Annotated in this window: 20 protein-coding genes; 14 read left to right on the forward strand and 6 right to left on the reverse strand. The window is 66.1% G+C overall.

What is annotated here, in order from left to right:
* Positions 1-77: 77 nt before the first annotated feature.
* From ACZ1A1_RS03715 to ACZ1A1_RS03730, 4 genes are all read right to left on the reverse strand, one after another.
* On the reverse strand, positions 78-569 hold the full coding sequence (locus tag ACZ1A1_RS03715; RefSeq protein WP_463618816.1) for a DoxX family protein: 492 nt from the start codon (positions 567-569) through the stop codon (positions 78-80).
* Complete coding sequence (locus ACZ1A1_RS03720; protein WP_463618817.1) at positions 547-1,332, reverse strand: HvfC/BufC family peptide modification chaperone; 786 nt, start codon at positions 1,330-1,332, stop codon at positions 547-549. Before ACZ1A1_RS03720 ends, ACZ1A1_RS03715 begins: the two co-directional genes overlap by 23 nt.
* Before the next feature lie 3 nt (positions 1,333-1,335).
* The gene (bufB, locus tag ACZ1A1_RS03725; RefSeq protein WP_463618818.1) at positions 1,336-2,190 is read right to left on the reverse strand and encodes an MNIO family bufferin maturase; all 855 of its coding nucleotides are present in this window, start codon (positions 2,188-2,190) and stop codon (positions 1,336-1,338) included.
* 67 nt (positions 2,191-2,257) lie between these two features.
* Entirely contained in the window at positions 2,258-2,539 is a 282-nt protein-coding gene (locus tag ACZ1A1_RS03730; protein WP_313193746.1) for a BufA1 family periplasmic bufferin-type metallophore, read from the reverse strand.
* Between the two features lie 224 nt (positions 2,540-2,763).
* Here ACZ1A1_RS03730 and ACZ1A1_RS03735 point away from each other — a divergent pair, with 224 nt between their 5' ends.
* Together ACZ1A1_RS03735 and ACZ1A1_RS03740 are read left to right on the forward strand one after the other, a co-directional pair.
* The gene (locus tag ACZ1A1_RS03735; protein ID WP_463618819.1) at positions 2,764-3,318 is read left to right on the forward strand and encodes a sigma-70 family RNA polymerase sigma factor; all 555 of its coding nucleotides are present in this window, start codon (positions 2,764-2,766) and stop codon (positions 3,316-3,318) included.
* A 1-nt stretch (position 3,319) separates the two neighbouring features.
* Entirely contained in the window at positions 3,320-3,955 is a 636-nt protein-coding gene (locus tag ACZ1A1_RS03740; protein ID WP_463618820.1) for an NrsF family protein, read from the forward strand.
* A gap of 89 nt (positions 3,956-4,044) precedes the next feature.
* Here ACZ1A1_RS03740 and ACZ1A1_RS03745 read toward each other — a convergent pair whose 3' ends face one another.
* Positions 4,045-4,683: a GntR family transcriptional regulator gene (locus ACZ1A1_RS03745; protein ID WP_463618821.1), complete on the reverse strand. Its 639-nt coding sequence runs from the start codon at positions 4,681-4,683 to the stop codon at positions 4,045-4,047.
* Positions 4,684-4,918: 235 nt separating this feature from the next.
* On the opposite strand from ACZ1A1_RS03745, the gene ACZ1A1_RS03750 reads away from it, so the two are divergent.
* The gene (locus ACZ1A1_RS03750; RefSeq protein WP_463618822.1) at positions 4,919-6,028 is read left to right on the forward strand and encodes a mandelate racemase/muconate lactonizing enzyme family protein; all 1,110 of its coding nucleotides are present in this window, start codon (positions 4,919-4,921) and stop codon (positions 6,026-6,028) included.
* 94 nt (positions 6,029-6,122) lie between these two features.
* On the opposite strand, the gene ACZ1A1_RS03755 is transcribed toward ACZ1A1_RS03750, so the two are convergent.
* Complete coding sequence (locus ACZ1A1_RS03755; RefSeq protein ID WP_463618823.1) at positions 6,123-7,163, reverse strand: LacI family DNA-binding transcriptional regulator; 1,041 nt, start codon at positions 7,161-7,163, stop codon at positions 6,123-6,125.
* 240 nt (positions 7,164-7,403) lie between these two features.
* Here ACZ1A1_RS03755 and ACZ1A1_RS03760 point away from each other — a divergent pair, with 240 nt between their 5' ends.
* The 11 genes from ACZ1A1_RS03760 (at position 7,404) to ACZ1A1_RS03810 (ending at position 20,102) form a co-directional block, all read left to right on the forward strand.
* A complete protein-coding gene (locus tag ACZ1A1_RS03760; protein WP_463618824.1) occupies positions 7,404-8,480 on the forward strand; it encodes an ABC transporter ATP-binding protein in 1,077 nt (358 codons plus the stop codon).
* Between the two features lie 19 nt (positions 8,481-8,499).
* Positions 8,500-9,735 (forward strand): ABC transporter substrate-binding protein, encoded by a 1,236-nt coding sequence (locus ACZ1A1_RS03765; RefSeq protein WP_463618825.1) that lies wholly within the window; start codon positions 8,500-8,502, stop codon positions 9,733-9,735.
* Between the two features lie 122 nt (positions 9,736-9,857).
* Entirely contained in the window at positions 9,858-10,793 is a 936-nt protein-coding gene (locus ACZ1A1_RS03770; protein ID WP_463618826.1) for a carbohydrate ABC transporter permease, read from the forward strand.
* Positions 10,794-10,796: 3 nt separating this feature from the next.
* Entirely contained in the window at positions 10,797-11,651 is an 855-nt protein-coding gene (locus tag ACZ1A1_RS03775) for a carbohydrate ABC transporter permease (protein ID WP_463618827.1), read from the forward strand.
* On the forward strand, positions 11,648-13,384 hold the full coding sequence (gene araD, locus ACZ1A1_RS03780) for an L-arabinonate dehydratase (protein WP_463618828.1): 1,737 nt from the start codon (positions 11,648-11,650) through the stop codon (positions 13,382-13,384). Before ACZ1A1_RS03775 ends, araD begins: the two co-directional genes overlap by 4 nt.
* A gap of 10 nt (positions 13,385-13,394) precedes the next feature.
* Positions 13,395-14,198, forward strand: a complete 804-nt coding sequence (locus ACZ1A1_RS03785) for an HpcH/HpaI aldolase family protein (protein WP_463618829.1) — start codon at positions 13,395-13,397, stop codon at positions 14,196-14,198.
* A gap of 10 nt (positions 14,199-14,208) precedes the next feature.
* Entirely contained in the window at positions 14,209-15,093 is an 885-nt protein-coding gene (locus ACZ1A1_RS03790; RefSeq protein ID WP_463618830.1) for an SMP-30/gluconolactonase/LRE family protein, read from the forward strand.
* An 8-nt stretch (positions 15,094-15,101) separates the two neighbouring features.
* On the forward strand, positions 15,102-15,860 hold the full coding sequence (locus tag ACZ1A1_RS03795) for an SDR family NAD(P)-dependent oxidoreductase (protein ID WP_463618831.1): 759 nt from the start codon (positions 15,102-15,104) through the stop codon (positions 15,858-15,860).
* 11 nt (positions 15,861-15,871) lie between these two features.
* Positions 15,872-17,863 (forward strand): alpha-glucosidase, encoded by a 1,992-nt coding sequence (locus ACZ1A1_RS03800; RefSeq protein WP_463618832.1) that lies wholly within the window; start codon positions 15,872-15,874, stop codon positions 17,861-17,863.
* A 2-nt stretch (positions 17,864-17,865) separates the two neighbouring features.
* The gene (locus ACZ1A1_RS03805; protein ID WP_463618833.1) at positions 17,866-18,636 is read left to right on the forward strand and encodes a TSUP family transporter; all 771 of its coding nucleotides are present in this window, start codon (positions 17,866-17,868) and stop codon (positions 18,634-18,636) included.
* Positions 18,633-20,102 (forward strand): NAD-dependent succinate-semialdehyde dehydrogenase, encoded by a 1,470-nt coding sequence (locus ACZ1A1_RS03810; RefSeq protein ID WP_463618834.1) that lies wholly within the window; start codon positions 18,633-18,635, stop codon positions 20,100-20,102. The genes ACZ1A1_RS03805 and ACZ1A1_RS03810 overlap by 4 nt, the downstream gene beginning before the upstream one ends.
* Position 20,103: the final 1 nt, after the last annotated feature.

Raw genomic sequence — 20,103 nt, forward strand, 5'->3', positions numbered from 1 at the left:
CCATCGAGACGCCGTTCTTGCACGAGTCCGGTAGGAGTGACACCCTTTTTTTCGCGGCGGGCGCTCTTTGCAGTTCGTCAGGCGCCGGATCCGCGCCGGTTGCGGACCTGCCGGGCGATAAGGGCGTCGATCGACAGACGCCCCGGTCCCCGCGTCGCGATGAAGAGGAGGCAGACGGCCCAGGTGCCATGCGTCGGCCAGGCATCCGGATAGACGAAGATCTCGATCACCAGCGTCATCGCCAGCAGCGCCAGCGCGGAGAAACGGCTGGCGAGGCCGATGACCAGAAGGGCCGGGAAGAAATGCTCGGTGAAGGCGGCAAGGTGCGCGGCGAGCCAGGGATCGATCAGCGGCAGCCTGTATTCGTTCTCGAAAAGGTAGACCGCGCTGTCGGAAACCGACCAGCCGTCCAGCTTCGTCTCGCCGGAGCGCCAGAAGACGCCGGCGATCGAAAGGCGGGCGATCACGGCTATGAGATCGTTCGGAATGCGCTCGAGAGCCTGTATCGCCTGTTCGAGGAGGCGCTGCGGCAGCGGCGGGGCAAGGTCAGGCATAGTCGCGGTCTTCATCGTCTTGGTCCCTTCCGATGGTGGTGAAGGCTCCGGTGCGGAGCAGGATCGCGAGATTTTCAGAAAGGTCGAAGGCGGCATCGGCTTCCATGGCGGCGCACGCGGCTTCGGCCAGGGTGTAGCCGTACGCCAGATGCCGGAAGAAGGACACGCCGGCCGGGGGAAGCGGCACGACATCGACAACCATGCGGGGACGGACCACCAGCGCGCCTTCCCCGCGCCAGTCCGGAACGGGGGCGACCGGCATCTCGCCGGCATTCATCGCCCAGATGGTCACCGCCGGATGGGGCGAGGAAACGATCGAAAGGGAGGGGTGGGAAACGAGGACGAGACCGCCCAGCCGATCGGGCTCGATGCCGGCGAGGGCCTGCGGATCGAGCGGTGCGGCGTCGGCCGCATGATAGGCGCGGGTGCGCGCCGCTTCGAGGCGCATGACATCCGCGAGATAGGCGATCTCCCGCGCCGGTTCGAAGGTTTCCGCGAAATCCGGAAAATCCTCGCCATAGGCCAGAAGCAGCGGCGAACGCGGTGGATGCAGGCGGATGAAGGCCCCGGCCATCGCCCGGAAGAACGCGGCCCCGACGATGCGCTCGGCCGCGGGGAAGCGCGCGGCAAGGGCGCCGGTCAGGCTGGCCACCACATTGTTGCGGTAGACGCCGTAGCGCCGGCCCGGCGAGGATGAATTCCAGGCCGTGACGCCAGCGGGCGGCGGCGCGGTATCGAGGAGGCCGGCGGCGAAAGCGCTCTGGGTGGCGTCCGACATGGCTCAGGCCGCCGTTTTGCGCTCGGCCGCGTCGAGCATGCGCTGCGCTGCGGCGGCTTCGTCCCGCAGCACCGGCCAGGCCGGCACGTCATTGTCCCATTCGATGAGGCTCGCCACCGGCCCCGTCCGGTCGATGACCGCCGCGTAAAGCGCCCAGACGGGATCCCTGACCGGCGTGTCGTGGCTGTCGATGAGAAGCGGCGCGCCGCGCTCGTCCACCGTTTCCGAATGGCCGCTGAGGTGGATTTCCCGCACCGCCTCCAGCGGGAAGCGGGCGATGTAGTCGCTTGGGTTCAGATTGTGGTTCGTCGCGGCGACGAAGACGTTGTTGACGTCGAGCAGCAAGCCGCAGCCGGTGCGCCGCGCGATCTCGGCGAGGAAGGCCGTCTCCTCGATCGTGCTTTCCGCGAAGAGGACGTAGGTGGCGGGATTTTCCAGCAGCATCTGCCGGCCGAGGGCGTCCTGCACCTCGTCGATATGCCCGGCGACGCGGCGCAGCGTCTCCTGCGTATAGGGCAGCGGCAGGAGATCGTTGAGGAAGACGCTGTCATGCGTCGACCAGGCGAGATGCTCGGAAAAGCTCTCCGGCTGGTAGCGGTCGCAGAGCGTCTTCAGCCGGGCGAGATGGGCGCGGTCGAGCGGCTGCATGGAGCCGATGGACAGGCCGACCCCGTGGATGGAGAGGGCGAAGTCCTCCCGCAGCCGGCCGAGCTGGGCATGCGGCGGGCCGCCGGCGCCCATGTAGTTCTCCGCATGGACCTCGAAGAAGCCGATGGGCTGCGGTTCGGCGATGATGGCTGCGAAATGCTCGGGCTTGAAACCGGCGCCGGCGCGGCGGGGCAGGGCGGAGGGGATCATGGCGAAACCTTTCAAAGGGGAAGCGACGGCGCCGCGAAGGCGCCGTCCGGCAGGGCGGATGCGGGCCTCAGGCCGGCGCCATGCCCTGTTCCAGCATGCCGTGGCCGGCCGGCGTCTTCATCGACAGGCACGTTCCCTTCGGAACGAGCTTGAAGACGTTCTGCTGGTAGTCGATCTTCGAGGTGCCGGCGCAGGTCGTGCCGGCGCCCGCGGCGCAGTCGTTCTGGCCCTTGAGGGCGACGCCGTAGCATTTTTCCCTGGCGTCATCGGCGGCGGCCGGGGTGGCGACGGCGGCGAGCGCGGAAGCGAGCGAACCGGCAAGGGCGAGGGTGGCGATCGTGGTCTTCATCTTTGTCTCCGTTTGTGGCCAGCCCCATTGGCTGTGCATTGCGGGCTACGGAGAGCGCGGCACCTTCGTTACAGGTCCCGTGCTGGTTTCTGCCCGGCGGAGCCTTGCCGAAGGATTGGCGATATCGGAAAAAGAACTTGCAGATCAGTGGCTTGCGCGCGTTGCGGAATTCTTTTCTTGCGTGCGGTAACAAAATCGTGTTGCCCGGCGTAGGGTAGGAAGCAGTGACACAGTTGGCGCGCGAAGAGGAATGGGCGAACTGGCTGCGCCTTGCCGTCAAGGGCGATGCGCAGGCCTATAGCCGTTTCCTGGTCGCGGTGACGCCGCATCTGCGCGCCATGGCGCGGCGGCGCTGCAGCCTTTACGGCGCGCCGCCGAGCGAGGCGGAGGATGTGGTGCAGGAGGTGTTGCTCGCCATCCACCTGAAGCGCGGTACCTGGGATCCCGCCCGTCCGCTCGGCCCCTGGCTGACGACGCTCGTGCGCAACAAGCTGATCGACAGCCTGCGGCGTCGGGGCCGGCAGACAAGCGTGCCGATCGACAACGTCTCCGATTTCCTGGAGGCGGCGGACGAGACGAACGAGGCGGCCGACCGGATCGATACGCAGACCGTGCTCGCCCGGCTGAAGGAGCCGCAGCGCGACATCGTCCGCTCGATTTCCATCGAGGGAGAGGGAATCCGCGAGACGGCGGCGCGGCTGAAAATGACGGAGGTCGCGGTGCGCGTCGCCCTTCACCGGGCGCTGAAATCGCTGGCCGCCCTCTACCGGAGCGAATGACATGAAGACCGACGACCTGATCACCCTGATGGCGCAAGATGCCCCGGTCGGCCTGCGTTATGGCCGCGCGCTCGCCGTCGCGCTCGGCGCGGGCATTGTCCTTTCCGCCTTGCTGCTCGTCGCCACCGTCGGTCTCAGGCACAATATGGGAAGCGTCTTCGAGACCGCGCGCGTGCTCTTCAAGATCACCGTCACCCTCGTGCTTGCCATCCTCGCCGCGCGGCTCGCCATGCGCATCGGCCGGCCGGGGGAAGAAACACGGCTTCCGGCACTCCTGCTCGCGGTGCCGGCGCTGATGGTCGCCGTCGCGGTCGTTGCCGAGCTCGTTGCACTGCCGGCGGACGCCTGGCCGGCGAGCCTCGTCGGCCGTAACGCGCTGTTCTGCCTGTTCTTCGTGCCTGTTCTCTCGCTCGCCCCGCTCGCCGGCCTCTTCTGGGCGCTGAAAAAGGGTGCGCCGGCAAACCCGGCCCGCGCCGGTGCCGCCGCCGGGCTTGCGGCCGGGGCCATCGCCGCGGCGATCTACGCCTGGCATTGCCCGGACGACAGCCCGCTCTTCCTTGCCACCTGGTATACGGTCGCCATCGCCGCCGTCACCGCCGCCGGTGCGTTTCTCGGCCGGCGCCTGCTGCGCTGGTAGGATGCAGCGTTGCTACGACGACATCGCCGGATTGCGATGAATGCATCGAATGTCGTTTGCGGAAGTCACTGTGAGACGATCCTGCCGGATCAGCCCGCCTGATTGGCGAGGAGCGCGACCAGGCCGTCGCGGATATGGTCGATGTGCCGATACATGAGCCGGGCTCCCTCTTCGAAGTCGCCCGTTTCACACAGGCGCAGCAGCTCCGCATGTTCGGCAACGGCCCGCTCCCGGTCGCCGAGAATGGACGATAGCTGGATGCGCGTATGACGGTCGCATTCCACCAGCAATGTCTGCACCGTCTGGACGATGCGGGGGCTCCGCGCATGCCGGTAGAGAAACATGTGGAATTCGGTGTTGAGTTCATTCCAGATGTCCATGTCGAGCGTATCGATCGACGTCTCATAGCGCGCCTGTATCTGTTTTAGCGCCTTCAGGTCCTCGCGTGTCAGGAACGGCGCCGAGCGCCTGAAGAGGAAGGGCTCCAGAAGGAGCCGCATGTTGAACAGTTCCTCTATCTCTTCCGCGGTGAGCTGCATGACGATCGCGCCGCGGTGCGGCAGGATCTTGAGCAGTCCCTCGCTCTCCAGCTGGACCAGGGCCTCGCGGATCGGGATGCGGCTCATGCCGAGGTCGGCGGCAAGGCTGTCCTGGCGCAGCTGAAAGCCTGGCGGGTATGCGGCCGACAGAATACGGTGGCGGATTTCCTCCGCGGCTGCGGATGCCATCGTCTTATGCTTGAGGCTCTTCCCGACAGGGGGCATGGCGCGATTCTCGATGTAAACCCATATGCTTATAGCGTGGCCCCGGAATTCTATACAATGACGCTCCAAGGCGGGCTGTTCAGACCGCCGCCAACCCTCCTCTAATTCAACCCGATGCGGGACCGATCCGGTTCGGCAATGGCCGGCTTGATCCTTCGAAAGGCATATTGTATAAAATATACAAAACTAGGAGATCCGAATGAAAATCACAGGCGTCGACGTCTTCAAATACGAAGTGGGCTATGCCCACGGCACCTACGTCATGTCCGGGGATCGCGTGGCCAGCACCGAGGACGGTACGGTCGTTCGCATCAGGACCGATGAAGGGCTGGTCGGCTGGGGCGAGATCACGACGCTTGGTAAAGTCTATCTCCCCACCTTCCCGGACGGCATCCGCACGGCGCTGAGGGATCTCGGCGCGGCACTGATCGGAGCGGACCCGACCAATATCGGAAAGGTGGCGCGCATCATGAACGGCACGCTGATGGGGCAGGAGTTTGCGAAAAGCCCGATCGACATCGCCTGCTGGGATATTCTTGGAAAATCGCTGGACCGGCCGGTTTCAGCGCTCATCGGCGGTGTTCTGAACGAGCGCTTTCCGATCTACGAGGCCGTGCCGCTGGATCGCCCGGAGAAAATGGCGGAATTCATCCGCGAGCGCCGCCGGGCCGGGATCAATCGTTTCCAGCTGAAGGTCGGCAACAATCCCTTCGATGACATTGCCCGCACGCGAGCGAGCGTGGAAGCTGGAGATTCCGAGACGGTGATCGTCGCCGATTCCAATGGCGGCTGGTCGCTTGCCGCTGCCAAGCTTGCGCTGCAGGGGCTCGACGGGCTGGCCGTCTATGTCGAGCAGCCCTGCCGCAGCACCGCCGACTGCATTCTCGCTCACCGCGGATCGTCGGTTCCGCTGGTGCTCGACGAATCCATCGTGAACCACGACGAGGTCTATCGGGCGAAATACGAAGCCAACGCCGTCTCGATCAACCTGAAGTTCGGAAAGCTCGGCGGTCTCACCAATGTCGTGAAGGCGCGCGACCTCCTCCAGGAATTGAACATGGCGGTCTCCGTCGAGGACATGTGGGGCGGCGACATCATCACCGCGGCGACCGCGCATGTCGCAGCCACCACGCGGCCGGAATCGCTCCTGATGACGCCGTTCTTCAATGACTGGACGGACGGGCATCTGGCGCACCACACGCCGCGCTCCGCCGGCGGCTTCGGCTCCGCGCCGACGGCCCCCGGCCTCGGCATCGAGGTGGATGAAGCGCGGCTGGGACAGCCGCTGTTCACCATAGGGGCCGGGTGACGCCGAACAGGGGAGGAAAAGGAGCGCCGGCCGTCCGGCGCCCGCGCGCTCCAACCCCAACCGCACCCGCCAGTCTGCATGCCGACAAGGAGGCCTAGCTGCTGCGGCGGTGCTGCAATGTGAAGCGGGTGTCGATCGCGCGAGGTCCGTCCGGCCTTTCGCCGCCCAGGTGCTCCTCGATCAGCCTTGCGGCCTCCCGGCCGATCAGGTCGCCGGAGGGGCGGATGGTGGTGAGGGGCGGGTTGCAGGCGGCGCTGAAGGAGAGGTCGCCGAAGCCGACCACGGCAAGCCGCTCGGGCACGGCGACTTTCAGCCGCTCGCAGGCGAAGAGCGCACCGAGCGCGATATGGTCGTTCGAGCAGGCGATGCCGTCGGTCTCGGGGTGGAGCCGCAGGGCTTCGACCAGCAGCATCGATCCGATTTCCGCCGACGCCGTATCCGGGTGTTCCACGACCTGTGCGCTCACGCCGGCAGCCTTGGCGGCGCGCAGGAAGCCGTCGCAGCGCTGCTTGGCGCGGCGGTCCTGGTGCATGCGTGCGCCGAGGAAAAGCAGGTTGCGGCGGCCCTGCTGGATGAGATGTTCCGCCACCGCGACGCCGACCTGATCGTGATGGAAGCCGATGGCGGTATCGATCTGCGGGCCGCCCAGCTCCCAGATCTCGATGACCGGGATCGTGACATTGGCGAGCAGGCGGCGCGTCGCCGCGCTGTGCGACAGGCCGGTCAGGACGATGGCGGCCGGCGCCCAGGACAGCGCCATGCGCACCAGTTCCTCCTCCTCGTGCTCGTCATATTCGGTATGGCCGAGGATGAGCTGCAGTCGCTGCTTCTTCAGCGCCGCCTGCATGGAGGAGACCGTCTCGGCGAAGAAGGCGTTGCGCACCGAGGGGACGAGAATGCTGACCGCGCGGGAGGAAGCAGCCGCGAGCCCCCCGGCCATGAGGTTCGGCACGTAGTTGAGCTTGTCGATCGCCCGGCTGATCGCCTGGCTTGCCGTCGCCGAGACGGCTTCCGGCTTGCGCAGGAAGAGCGAGACGGTGGAGGGCGAGACATTGGCGAGCCCGGCGACGTCGGACATCGTGACGGACTGCATCTTGCGGCGGTTGCGGGGCGGTTTCCGTCTTGCGGCGTCCATGGTAACTCCGTAGCGCTATTATCATATTGATAGCACAGTTCTGTTCTGATCGCAACGGAAATCCTATGCCTTGAAATTGATAATATGCTGAAAATAAAGGCATATTAATCGATTTTCGTTTTCCTTTCGTTGTCTTTGCGGCAAAAAACATTTTTATAAGGCCATCTTGCATCGCATAAATCGTAGCGCTATTATTGCCGCCATCGAGCCGGAGGAGCCGGTGGCTTTTGGGAGAGAGGAATGGCTTCAGTCAGCCTTCGCAAGTTGGAAAAGAGCTACGGTACGCTGCGTATCGTGAAGGGTGTCGATCTCGAGATCGCCGACGGCGAGTTCGTCGTGTTCGTCGGCCCCTCGGGCTGCGGCAAGTCCACGACGCTACGCATGGTGGCGGGGCTCGAAAGCATTACCGACGGCGAGATCCGCATCGGCGAGACGCTGGTCAACCGGCTGCCGCCGCGCGAACGCGACATCGCCATGGTCTTCCAGGACTACGCGCTCTATCCGCACAAGACGGTGCGCGAGAACATGGGCTTCAGCCTGAAGGTGCATGGCGTCCCGGCCGCCGAGGCGGAGGGTCGCATCAGCGAGGCTGCCGAGATGCTCGGCATCGGTCACCTGCTGGAGCGCCGTCCCGGCCAGCTTTCCGGCGGCCAGCGCCAGCGCGTCGCCATGGGCCGCGCCATCGTGCGTCGCCCCAAGGTGTTCCTCTTCGACGAGCCACTGTCCAACCTCGACGCCAAGCTGCGCGGCCAGGTCCGCACCGAGATCAAGCGCCTGCACCAGCAGATCGGCACGACGATCATCTATGTCACGCACGACCAGGTGGAGGCGATGACGCTGGCCGACCGCATCGTCATCCTCAAGGGCGGCGATATCGAGCAGGTCGGCACGCCGGACGAGGTCTACAACCGGCCGCAGAGCGTTTTCGTCGGTGGGTTCGTCGGCTCGCCGGCGATGAACTTCGCCAGGGCCAGCGTCGAGGCGGGCTGTCTCTCCTTCGCCGATGGCAACAGGCTGGCGCTGTCTTCCGTGCGCGCCGGGCGCGAGACGAACCTTGAGGGCCGCGACGTGATCGTCGGCATCCGGCCGGAGCATTTCGGCGCGACTGCCGATCCGGCCGCCGCGATCTCCGCCCGCGTACAGGTCGTCGAGCCGCTCGGCTCCGACACGCTGGTGCATTTCTCGGTCGGCGGCGACGTGCTGACCGCCCGCATGCCGCCGGAGACCCGACCGGAGCCGGGCGCGGAAATCCGCATCGGCGTCGACCCTTCGAAAATCCATCTTTTCGATGCCGCAAGCGAACGCGTCATCAACTGATCATCCACGGGAGGATAAAATGAACATCAGGATCACGGCGAGCCTCTTCGCCGCCACGAGCATGCTCGTCTTCGCGGTCCCGGCCTTTGCCGATACGGACCTGAAGGTCTTCGTTTCCAGCCAGCACCAGCCCGAAGTGTGGCGCAAGGTGCTCGACAAGTACGAAGCGGCCAATCCCGGCGTCAAGGTGGCGATCGAGACCGGCGGCAACACCTCGGAAGCACAGGCGCAGTATCTCAACACCGTCATGTCGGCCAAGGATACGAACCTCGACGTGCTGATGCTCGACGTCATCCGCCCGGCGCAATATGCCGCCGCCGGCTGGACCTCCGACTTCGAGGGCAAGGACATGTCGGTCTACCTGCCGGCCTATGCCGAGGCCAATACGGTGGACGGCAAGGTCGTCGCCCTGCCGGCCTTCGCCGACGCCATGTTCCTTTACTATCGCAAGGATCTGCTCGACAAATACGGCATCGCCCCGCCCAAGACCTGGGACGAGCTGGCGGCGGCCACCAAGACGATCGCCGAGGGCGAGAAGAACCCCGACCTGCAGGGTCTCTCCTTCCAGGGCAAGGCCATCGAGGGCGCGGTCTGCACCTTCCTGCTGCCCTATTGGAGCCAGGGCAAGAACCTTGTCGAGAACGGCAAGCTGACCTTCGACCACGACGCCGCCGTCACGGCGCTGTCGCTGTGGAAGGGCTTCGTCGACACCGGCGTCGCCAAGAAGAACATCGCGGAGGTCGCCACCGACGACACGCGCAAGGAATTCCAGGCCGGCAGCGCCGCCTTCGCGGTCAATTGGTCCTATGCATGGACGCATTTCCAGGGTCCGGATTCCGCTGTCAACGGCAAGGTCGGCGTCACGCGCCTGCCTACCCTCGGCGGCGGTGAACAGGCAAGCTGCCTCGGCGGCTGGGAATGGGGCGTCTCGGCCTATTCCACCCATCAGGACGAGGCCAAGAAGCTCGTCGAATACCTCTCCAGCGAGGACGTCTCGGTCTTCATGGCGGCCAACGGCTCGCTGCTGCCGACCTTCGCCAACGCCTACAAGAACGACGAGGTCCTGAAGGCCGTGCCGTGGTTCGCCGATGCGTTGCAGGTGGTCGAGACCGCCAAGGCCCGTCCGGTGACGCCGCGCTACAACGAGGTGAGCGAAGTCATCCGCACGACCGTCAACGCCGTGCTCGCGGGCGTCACGACGCCGGAAGACGGCGCAAGCCAGATCGAGGCGCGATTGAAGCGCATCCTGCGCTGATCGTGACTGCCGGAAGGAAGGATCCTTCCGGCGCCCATCCTTTGTTTTCACGCCGTTCCCAGCGCAATGGCCGTAATCCTGCGGCCGCGCAGGGATTGCTCTGAACCGTCGGGAGCTGCCCCGTGTCGACAACCTCCACCTTCAATGCCGCAAGCCCGGCCGACCGCGGCCCGCCGGCCTGGACGCGCTGGCTCGATCTCGGAGATCGGGCGCTCGCCGTGGTCCTGCTCGCGCCGGCGGCGATCCTGCTCGCGCTGATCATCGTCTATCCGGTGCTGCGCCTCGGCTATACCAGCTTCTTCAGCCTGTCGCTCACCTCCGGCCTGCCGGCGGAGTTCGTCGGCCTCGAAAACTACCGCCTCATGCTCGACGATCCGGTCTTCTGGGAAACCACCTGGAACACCGTCCTCATCACGCTCATCACCGTGCCCGGCGCCCTCCTGGTCGGGTTGGCACTGGCCCTGCTCGCGAACCTCCCCTTCGGTGTGCAGTGGCCGGTGCGCCTTTCCCTGCTGATCCCCTGGGCGCTGCCGCTCTCGTTCGCCGGCCTGATCTTCGCCTGGTTCTTCCATTCGGAATACGGCGTCGTCAACGATGTGCTGATGCGCCTCGGCTTCGAGGGCATCATCTGGTTCAATTCGCCGAACTGGGCCTTCGCGGCCATCTGTCTGACGATCGTCTGGAAGACCTCGTCCTTCATGGCGCTGATCATCCTCGCCGGCCTGCAGACGATCCCGCGCTCGCTCTATGAAGCCGCCGATGTCGACGGCGCCGGCCGTATCCGCCAGTTCTTCGAGATCACGCTGCCGCTCCTCAAACCCTCCATCGTCGTCGCGCTGATCTTCCGCACCATCACCGCGCTCCAGACCTTCGACATTCCCTACATGATGACCGGCGGCGGCCCCGGCACCTCGACGTCCACGCTCGCCATGTACATCCACCAGAACACGGTCTCCTTCCTCGACCTCGGCTATGGCTCGGCGCTTGCCGTCGTGATGTTCGCCCTGTCGATGTGCGTGACCGCCGTCTATCTGCGCGCCATCCGGACCAAGGAGTAAGCCATGAGTGCCGTCGCATCTCCCGGAATGTCTTCCTTCCTGTCCGGCCGCCCGCTGCGCCTGATCGCCGGCGCCGTGCTCATCGTCAACGGCATGTTCCCGGCGCTGTGGATCCTCTTCACGTCGCTGAAGACGGAAGCCGAGCTGACCGCAAAGCCCATCACCTGGGTGCCGCACGCCCCGACGCTGGCCAACTACATGCAGGCCTTCTCCGACCAACCGTTGCATCTCTTCCTGTTCAACAGCTTCATGGTGGCGCTGCTCTCCACCTGCCTGACGCTGATCGTCGCGGTGCTGGCGGCCTATGCGCTGGCACGGCTGAATCTCCGCTACCGCGGCCTCATCCTGTCGCTGATCATCGCCGTCTCGACCTTCCCGCTGGTGACGCTGCTCGTGCCGCTGTTCGAGATCATGCGTACGTTGAACCTGCTCAACACCTGGATCGCGCTGGTGCTGCCCTATACGGTGCTGTCGCTGCCGGTCTGCACGCTGATGCTCGTCTCCTTCTTCGAGGGCATCCCGCGTGATCTCGAGAACGCGGCGATGATCGACGGCTGCACCCGCATGGGCGCGCTCTTCAAGGTGGTCGTGCCGCTCTGCGCGCCGGGCGTCTTCACCGCCGGCATCCTCGCCTTCGTCAATGCCTGGGACGAGTTCCTGCTGGCGCTCTCCTTCAACTCCAATCCGTCGTTGCGCACGCTTCCCGTCGGCATCCAGCTCTACCAGGGCGAGTTCGCCTTCCCCTGGCCGGTCATCTCCGCCGCGCTCGTCGTCGGCATCGTCCCGGTCGCCGTGCTGATCGTCATCTTCCAGGAACGCGTGGTTTCGGGCCTGACCGCCGGGGGGATCAAGGGATGACGAAACGACGCGACATTTCCGAACTGCGCAGCCAGCGCTGGTTCGCCTCCGACGACATGCGCGGCTTCGCGCATCGCCAGCGGACCCAGCAGATGGGGATGCGCCGCGAGGAGTTCATGGGCAAGCCCGTGATCGGCATCATCAACACCTGGAGCGAAATCAGCCCTTGCCATGCGCATCTGCGCGACCGGGCCGAAGCCGTCAAGCGCGGCGTCTGGCAGGCGGGCGGCTATCCTGTCGAGCTGCCGGCGCTGTCGGTGGGCGAGGTCATGGTCAAGCCGACCACTATGCTCTACCGCAACTTCCTCGCCATGGAATGCGAGGAGCTGTTACGCTCGCACCCCATCGACGGGGCCGTGCTGCTCGGCGGCTGCGACAAGTCCACGCCGGCGCTGCTGATGGGTGCCTTCTCGATGGATATCCCGGTCATCTTCTGCCCGGCCGGGCCGATGTCGAACGGCCAGTGGCGCGGCATGAAGACCGGCGCCGGCACCCATACCAAGAAATACTGGGACGAGCTGAGGGCCGGCAACATCACCCGCGACGACTGGGTGGACCTCGAAAGCCGCATGACGCGCTCGGCCGGCACCTGCAATACCATCGGCACGGCCTCGACCATGACGTCGATCGTCGATGCGATGGGCATGACGCTGAGCGGCGCCTCCTCCATTCCCGCCACCGATTCCGGCCACCCGCGCATGGCCTCGGCCTGCGGTGAGCGTGTCGTCGAGATGGTCTGGGAGGATTGCAAGCCTTCGACGCTCCTCAACCGGGAAAGTTTCCTCAACGGCCTTGTCGCCTATATGGCGCTCGGCGGCTCCACCAACGCCGCCGTCCATCTCGTCGCCATGGCCAAGCGGGTCGGCGTCGAGCTTTCGCTGGACGACATGGCGGCGATGGCGGCCAAGGTGCCGGTTCTCGCCAACGTCTTCCCCTCGGGCGAATGGCTGATGGAGGACTTCTACTTCGCGGGCGGCCTCAACGCGCTCCTGCGCAAGGTCTCCCATCATCTCCATCTCGACCGCCCGACGGTCAACGGCAGGACGCTCGGCGAGAATATCGCCGCGGCCGATTGCTGGAACGACGAGGTGATCCGCGGCGAAGACAATCCCGTCGTGCCGCTTTCCCGCGGCAAGACGCTGGAAGTCCTGCGCGGCAATCTCGCGCCCCGTGGCGCGGTGATGAAGTCCTCGGCCGCCAATCCGAAATTCCTGCAGCATGTCGGCCCGGCCATCGTCTTCGACGATCCGCGAACCATGAACCGCACGCTGGACGATCCCGATCTCGACATCACCGAGGATACGGTCATCATCCTGCGCAATGCCGGCCCGGTCGGTGCGCCGGGCATGCCGGAATGGGGCAACCTGCCGATCCCGAAGAAGCTGCTGAAACAGGGCGTGCGCGACATGGTGCGCATCTGCGACGGGCGCATGAGCGGCACCCATTACGGCACCTGCATCCTGCACGTGACGCCGGAAGCCGCCGTCGGCGGGCCGCTGGCGCTGGTGCGAACCGGCGACCTGATCCGCCTCGACGTCAAGGCCGGCACCATCGACATGGAGGTGAGCGAGGAAGAGCTTGCCCGCCGCCGCGCCGCGTGGAAGCCGACCGCGCCGGTCTATGAGCGCTCCTTCGCGGCGCTCTACCAGCGCCATGTCAGCCAGGCCGACGAGGGCTGCGATTTCGATTTCCTGAGCGGCACGCAACCCGTGCCGGATCCCGTAATCTTTTGAGGACGACGCGATGAGCACGGTCAATCCCTTCAAATCCTGGCTTTCCGACAAGGGCCGCGCCACCCCGCTCGGCACCTGGCTGATGGCGGCCGCGCCCGCGACGGCCGAGGCGCTCGGTTACGGCGGCTTCGATTTCCTCGTCGTCGACATGGAGCATGTGCCGGTCGAGTTCACCGATCTCGCCCATATCCTGCGCGCCATCGGCTGTACGCCGGCCGATGCCGTGGTGCGGCTCGCGTGGAACGACCAGGTGCTGGTCAAGCGGGCGCTCGATGCCGGCGCGCGCACCGTCATGCTGCCCTTCGTGCAGAATGCGGAAGAGGCCAAGGCCGCCGCGTCCTATACGCGCTATCCGCCGCACGGCATCCGGGGCGTTGCCGCAGTGCATCGCGGCTCGCGCTTCGGCACGATCCCGAACTACCTGAAAACCGCCAATGACGACATCTGCACCATCGTGCAGCTCGAAACGCCGGAAGCCATCGAGCGCCTGCCGGAGATCGCCGCCGTCGAGGGCATCGACGCGCTCTTCGTCGGGCCGGGCGATCTCTCGGCCGCCATGGGCCATATCGGCAATATCGCCCATCCGGAGGTGCAGGCGCTGATCGAGAAGGCGGCGAAGGATGCGCATGCGGCCGGCAAGCCGGTCGGCATCGTCGGCCCGAACCCGGACATGGTGAAGCGCTTCATCGGCTACGGCTACGACTATGCCGCCATCGCCTCCGACATCGCCCTGATGACGGGCCGCGCGGGTGAATGGCTCGGCCAATTGAAGGGTACGGCGCAGGCGCCCGCCACGCCGATGGCGGCTTACTGAGGGCGGCGCAGTGGAACAAGGCTTTGCCCCCGTTCTCGATTTTACGGCCGCGCTCGGCGAATGCCCGCTCTGGTCGGTCGCCGAACAGGTGCTCTATTTCGTCGATATCAAGCGCTGCCGCATCCACCGCCTCGACCCGGCAACGGGATCGCTCGGCACGATGGAGCTGCCGGAGGAAGTCGGCTGCATCGGCCTTGCCGAGGGCGGCGGCTTCATCGCCGGCCTGCGCTCCGGCCTCTGGCTCATCGATGCGGACGGCACGCTGCGGAGGAAGCTTGCGGACAATCCCGAGGACCAGGCGATCAGCCGCTTCAACGACGGCGGCGTCGATCCGGCCGGCCGCTTCGTCGCCGGCACGGTGGACGAGACCCGCGAAAAGGGCATCGCCAGCCTCTATCGCTACGACAATCGCGGCCTGACGCGCCTTGCCGGCGGGCTGCTCACCTCCAACGGCGTCGCCTTCTCGCCGGATGGCAAGCGGCTCTATCATTCCGATACGCTGCGCTACACGCTCTATGCCTGCGACTATGATGCCGCGACCGGCGAGGCGACGAACCGGCAGGTCTTCGCCCGCTTCGGCTCCGAAACCGACAAGGGGCGGCCGGACGGCGGGGCGGTCGATGCCGAGGGCTGCTACTGGACGGCGCTTTTCGAGGGTGGCCGCGTGCAGCGCTATGCGCCGGACGGCACGCTTCTCGCCGAATATCCGGTGCCGGCGAGATGCCCGACCATGATCGCCTTCGGCGGGCCTGACCTGAAGACGCTTTACTGCACCAGCGCCTCCATCGGCCGGCCCGATGAGGAACTTGCCGAATATCCTCTCTCCGGCGCGCTCTTCTCCATGCGCGCCGACGTCGCCGGGCTTGCCCGGCCCCTGTTCAATCCAGCCCGCTGAGGCCTGCCATGACCTACGATACCGTCCGCTATCATTCGCTCGAAGGCCGTAACGTGCTGATCACCGGCGGCGCTTCCGGCATCGGCGAGGCCATGGTGGCTGCCTTCCGCGCACAGGGCGCCAAGGTTTCCTTCCTCGATATCGACGGGAAGGCCGGCAAGGCGACGGCGGAAGCGACGGGCGCGGAGTTCCATGCCTGCGACCTCACCGATATTCCGGCGCTCCGCGCTGCCGTGGCGAAGGTCGAGGCGAAGCACGGCGCGGTCGACGTGCTCGTCAACAATGCCGGCAAGGACGACCGCCACCGCATGGACGAAGTCGAGCCGGATTACTGGCGGCGCATGCTGGCGCTGAACCTCGACCACCAGTTCTTCGCGACGCAGGCCGTCGCCAGGGGCATGCGCGAGAAGGGCAGGGGCTCCGTCGTCATGATGGGCTCCGTATCGTGGATGCGCGGCAATCCGGTCATGGTCGGCTACACGACGGCCAAGGCCGCGATCAACGGCATGACGCGCACGCTCGCCCGCGATCTCGGCCCCGACGGCATCCGCGTCAACTGCATCGTGCCGGGCGCCATCGTCACCGAGCGCCAGAAGGCGCTCTGGGCCGGGCCGGAGGAAAGCCAGAAATTCATCGACCTGCAATCGTTGAAATTCCGCCTCGATGCCGGCCATGTCGCCCGCCTCGCGCTCTTCCTCGGCTCGGATGAAAGCAATGGCTGCACGGGCGCCAACTTCATCGTCGATGCCGGCCTTACGCAGAACTGAAGGGTTTCGCCATGCTCCTCGAAAAGACCGCCAACGGCTTCACGCTTTCCCTCGACGGCCGCGAAATCCTGCGCCACACGACCGATAGCCCAGCCTTCTTCGCCGGCCACGGCGAGGAGCGCATGGACATGTATCGCGGCAATTTCGACATTGAGGATTATGTGGTCGAGCGCGTTGCGCTCGCCCATGCCGAGGTCGATGGCGGCACGATCCGCCTTTCCGCCGCGCCCGGCCAGCCGGTGCGCCTCGTGCTGACGGTCGATGGCGACAGCCTGCGGCTTGCCGCGCCCGACGCCTCCGTCAACCGTATCTGGCTGCGCACGGTCGCCGAGAAAGGCGAACATGTCTGGGGTGGCGGCGAGCAGATGTCCTATTTCGACATGCGCGGCCGCCGCTTTCCGCTCTGGACGTCCGAGCCCGGTGTCGGCCGCGACAAGACGACGGAGATCACCTTCCAGTCCGACGTGACGGGCAAGGCCGGCGGCGATTACTACAACACCAACTATCCGCAGCCGACGTTCATCTCCTCCCGCCGCTATGCGCTGCATGTCGACACGACCGCCTATGCCGTCTTCGACTTCCGCCACGAGGGTTTCCATGAGGTGGAAATCTGGCAGGTGCCGGAGAAGATCGAGTTCTTCGCCGCCGATACCTTCCGCGACCTCGTCGGCAAGCTCTCGCTGCGCTTCGGCCGCCAGCCGCAACTGCCCGACTGGATCTACCGGGGCGCGATCGTCGGCCTCAAGGACGGCAAGGGCTCCTTCGAGCGGCTGGAGAAGATGCGTGCCGCCGGCGTTAAGGTCTCGGGCCTGTGGTGCGAGGACTGGGTGGGCCTGCGCCACACCTCCTTCGGCGCGCGGCTTTTCTGGGACTGGGTCGGCAACGAGGAGCGTTATCCGCATCTGCGCCAGAAGATCGCCGAGCTTGCCGACGACGACATCCGCTTCCTCGGCTATGTGAACCCCTATCTCTGCGTCGACGGCTCGCTCTTCCCGGAGGCCGAGGCCAAGGGCTATTTCGCGACGGATGCGCAGGGCAAGACCGCGCTGGTCGATTTCGGCGAGTTCGATTGCGGCGTGGTCGATTTCACCAATCCGGCCGCGGCCGCCTGGTTCGCCGAACGGGTGATCGGCCAGAACATGCTGGATTACGGCCTCTCCGGCTGGATGGCGGATTTCGGCGAATATCTGCCGATCGACGTGAAGCTTTCCAACGGCATCGACGCCAAGCTGATGCACAATGCCTGGCCGACGCTCTGGGCCGAGGTGAACGCCAGGGCCGTTGAAAGTCGCGGCAAGACCGGCGACACGCTGTTCTTCATGCGCGCCGGCTATACCGGCGTGCAGGCCCATTGCCCGCTCCTGTGGGGCGGCGACCAGTCGGTGGATTTCTCCCGCCATGACGGCCTCGTCACCGTCATGTCCGGCGCTCTCTCCTCCGGCCTTCTCGGCAATGCCTATCACCACTCCGATATCGGCGGCTATACCAGCCTCTTCGGCAATGTCCGCACGCCGGAGCTCCTGATGCGCTGGGCCGAGATGGCCGCCTTCACGCCCGTCATGCGCAGCCACGAGGGCAACCGCCCGCGCGACAATGTGCAGATCGACCAGGACGAGGCGGTGCTCGCCCATTTCGCTCGCATGACGGCGATCTACGTGCATGTCGCGCCTTACCTCAAAAGCCTTTCGGCCGAGGCGGCTGAGACGGGCCTGCCCGTCCAGCGCCCGCTCTTCCTGCACCATGAGGACGACCGTGCCACCTATGCCATCCAGGACGCCTATCTCTACGGTGCGGACCTGCTGGTCGCCCCCGTCTGGAAGGCGGGCGAGCAACAGCGCAGCGTCTATCTGCCGAAGGGCGCGCGCTGGGTGCATGTCTGGAGCGGCGAGGCCCATGAGGGCGGCCGCAAGGTGACCGTTCCGGCCCCGCTCGGCCGTCCTGCCGTGTTCTACCGCGAGGGCGCGGCGCGCGCGGACCTGTTCTCGGGCATCGGGACGTTCTGAACATGGATGCGATGAGCCTTGCCGTCCTGCTGCTGCTCGCGGCGGGCGCTTCCTATGTGCAGACGCTGACCGGCTTCGCGCTCGGCCTCCTGTTCATGGGCGGCGTCGGCTTGACGGGCGTGGTGCCCCTGCCGGATGCCGCCGTGCTGGTCGGCGTGCTCGCCATCGTCAATGCGGGCCAGGTGCTGGCCAGGGGCTGGCGCGATATCGCCCGGCGCGAGTTCCTGCTGGTGATCTTCGTCAGCCTTGCCTTCCTCGTCGTCGGCTACTGGCTGCTCGGCCTGCTGTTCTCCTCCTCGCTCGACTGGCTCAAGCTGGTGCTCGGCGCGATCATCGTGCTCTCCAGCATCCAGCTTCTCCTGAAGCCCGCGCCGCTGGAAGAGCCCTCGGGGCCTGCCTCCTTTGCGTTCTTCGGGGCCGTCGCCGGCGTCATGGGCGGGCTTTTCTCCACCGCCGGGCCGCCGCTCGTCTATCATTTCTACCGCCAGCCGCTGCGCCCGGTCGCGATCCGCGAGACGCTCGTCGCCGTCTTCGCCGTCAATGCGGTGCTGCGCCTGCTGCTCGTTGCCCTGGCGGGCGACATGCCGTCCGCGTCCTTCTGGTGGGGGCTGCTGTGCATTCCCGTCGTGATGGCCTTCACGGCGCTTGCCCGCCGCTATCCGCCGCCGCTGACCCCGACGGGCCTTCGCCGCGTCGCCTTCTGCCTCCTGTTCCTGTCCGGCATCTCGCTTGCCGCGCCCGCCTTCCTCAAGCTTTTCGGAGATCTCTCATGACGCATTCGCTCAAAACCGCGCTCAAGGATGCAAGCCTGCTCACCGACAAGGCCTTCGTCGGCGGACGCTGGGTCCCGGCTGCCGATGGCCGCACCTTCGCCATCACCGATCCCTTCGACGGTTCCGTGATCGCCGAGGTTCCCTCGCTCTCGCGCGAGGAGGTGGCGAGTGCCATCGACGCCGCCGAAGCGGCGCAGAAGCTCTGGGCGAAGCGCACCGCCAAGGAGCGCGCCAAGGTCCTCAATGCCTGGTTCCAGCTCATCCTCGACAATGCCGACGACCTCGCCCTGATCCTGACCTCCGAGCAGGGCAAGCCGCTCGCCGAGGCGCGGGGCGAAGTTGTCTCCAACGCGGCCTATCTCGAATGGTTCGCCGAAGAGGCCAAGCGCATCGACGGCGACATCATTCCCGGCGCCAATCCCGGCCAGCGCATCATGGTGCTGAAGCAGCCGGTCGGCGTCTGCGCCGCCATCACGCCCTGGAACTTCCCGAACGGCATGATCACCCGCAAGGCCGGCCCGGCGCTTGCCGCCGGCTGCTCCATGCTGCTGAAGCCGGCCTCGCAGACGCCGCTTTCGGCTCTGGCGCTTGCCGTGCTTGCCGAGCGTGCCGGCGTGCCGGCGGGCGTCTTCTCCGTCGTCACCGGCGAGGCGCGGCCGATCGGCACGGAGTTCTGCCATAACCCGAAGATCGCCAAGATCACCTTCACCGGCTCGACCGGCGTCGGCCGCTGGCTAATGAAGGAGGCCGCCGACGGCATCAAGCGCCTGTCGCTGGAGCTCGGCGGCAACGCGCCCTTCATCGTCTTCGACGACGCCGACCTCGACGCGGCCGTGGAAGGCGCGATGATCTCGAAATTCCGCAATGCCGGCCAGACCTGCGTTTGCGCCAACCGCATCTATGTGCAGGAAAGCGTGGTGGAAGCCTTCACGCAGAAGCTGCTGGCGAAGGTTGCCGCCATCACGCTCGGCCGCGGCACCGAGGCCGGCACCACGCAGGGCCCGCTGATCGACGACAAGGCCGTCGCCAAGATCGAGGAACATGTGGCCGACGCGCTGGACAAGGGCGGCAGGCTGGTGGCGGGCGGCAAGCGCAGCGCGCTTGGCGGCACCTTCTACGAGCCGACCGTCATCGTCGGCGTCACGCAGGCGATGAAGGTCGCGAGCGAGGAGACCTTCGCCCCGCTCGCCCCGATCATCTCCTTCAAGGACGAGGACGAGGTCATCGCCATGGCGAACGACAGCGAATACGGCCTCGCCTCCTATTTCTACGCCAGGGACATGGCGCGCGTCTGGCGTGTCGCCGAGGCGCTGGAGGCCGGCATCGTCGGCGTCAATTCGGGCCTCATCGCCAACGAGATGGCGCCCTTCGGCGGCGTCAAGCAGTCCGGCCTCGGCCGCGAGGGCTCCAAATACGGCATCGAGGGCTTCCTCGAGCTGAAATATGTCTGTGTCGCGGGGCTCTGAC

The organism is Shinella sp. R2-11 (genome assembly GCF_055330205.1).

Bases quoted from the DNA above. Each gene is read 5' to 3' on its own strand.
- ACZ1A1_RS03715 (WP_463618816.1), bottom strand. From the start codon at position 569: ATGAAGACCGCGACTATGCCTGACCTTGCCCCGCCGCTGCCGCAGCGC.
- ACZ1A1_RS03720 (WP_463618817.1), bottom strand. From the start codon at position 1,332: ATGTCGGACGCCACCCAGAGCGCTTTCGCCGCCGGCCTCCTCGATACC.
- bufB (WP_463618818.1), bottom strand. From the start codon at position 2,190: ATGATCCCCTCCGCCCTGCCCCGCCGCGCCGGCGCCGGTTTCAAGCCC.
- ACZ1A1_RS03730 (WP_313193746.1), bottom strand. From the start codon at position 2,539: ATGAAGACCACGATCGCCACCCTCGCCCTTGCCGGTTCGCTCGCTTCC.
- ACZ1A1_RS03740 (WP_463618820.1), top strand. From the start codon at position 3,320: ATGAAGACCGACGACCTGATCACCCTGATGGCGCAAGATGCCCCGGTC.
- ACZ1A1_RS03745 (WP_463618821.1), bottom strand. From the start codon at position 4,683: ATGGCATCCGCAGCCGCGGAGGAAATCCGCCACCGTATTCTGTCGGCC.
- ACZ1A1_RS03750 (WP_463618822.1), top strand. From the start codon at position 4,919: ATGAAAATCACAGGCGTCGACGTCTTCAAATACGAAGTGGGCTATGCC.
- ACZ1A1_RS03755 (WP_463618823.1), bottom strand. From the start codon at position 7,163: ATGGACGCCGCAAGACGGAAACCGCCCCGCAACCGCCGCAAGATGCAG.
- ACZ1A1_RS03760 (WP_463618824.1), top strand. From the start codon at position 7,404: ATGGCTTCAGTCAGCCTTCGCAAGTTGGAAAAGAGCTACGGTACGCTG.
- ACZ1A1_RS03765 (WP_463618825.1), top strand. From the start codon at position 8,500: ATGAACATCAGGATCACGGCGAGCCTCTTCGCCGCCACGAGCATGCTC.
- ACZ1A1_RS03775 (WP_463618827.1), top strand. From the start codon at position 10,797: ATGAGTGCCGTCGCATCTCCCGGAATGTCTTCCTTCCTGTCCGGCCGC.
- araD (WP_463618828.1), top strand. From the start codon at position 11,648: ATGACGAAACGACGCGACATTTCCGAACTGCGCAGCCAGCGCTGGTTC.
- ACZ1A1_RS03785 (WP_463618829.1), top strand. From the start codon at position 13,395: ATGAGCACGGTCAATCCCTTCAAATCCTGGCTTTCCGACAAGGGCCGC.
- ACZ1A1_RS03795 (WP_463618831.1), top strand. From the start codon at position 15,102: ATGACCTACGATACCGTCCGCTATCATTCGCTCGAAGGCCGTAACGTG.
- ACZ1A1_RS03800 (WP_463618832.1), top strand. From the start codon at position 15,872: ATGCTCCTCGAAAAGACCGCCAACGGCTTCACGCTTTCCCTCGACGGC.
- ACZ1A1_RS03805 (WP_463618833.1), top strand. From the start codon at position 17,866: ATGGATGCGATGAGCCTTGCCGTCCTGCTGCTGCTCGCGGCGGGCGCT.
- ACZ1A1_RS03810 (WP_463618834.1), top strand. From the start codon at position 18,633: ATGACGCATTCGCTCAAAACCGCGCTCAAGGATGCAAGCCTGCTCACC.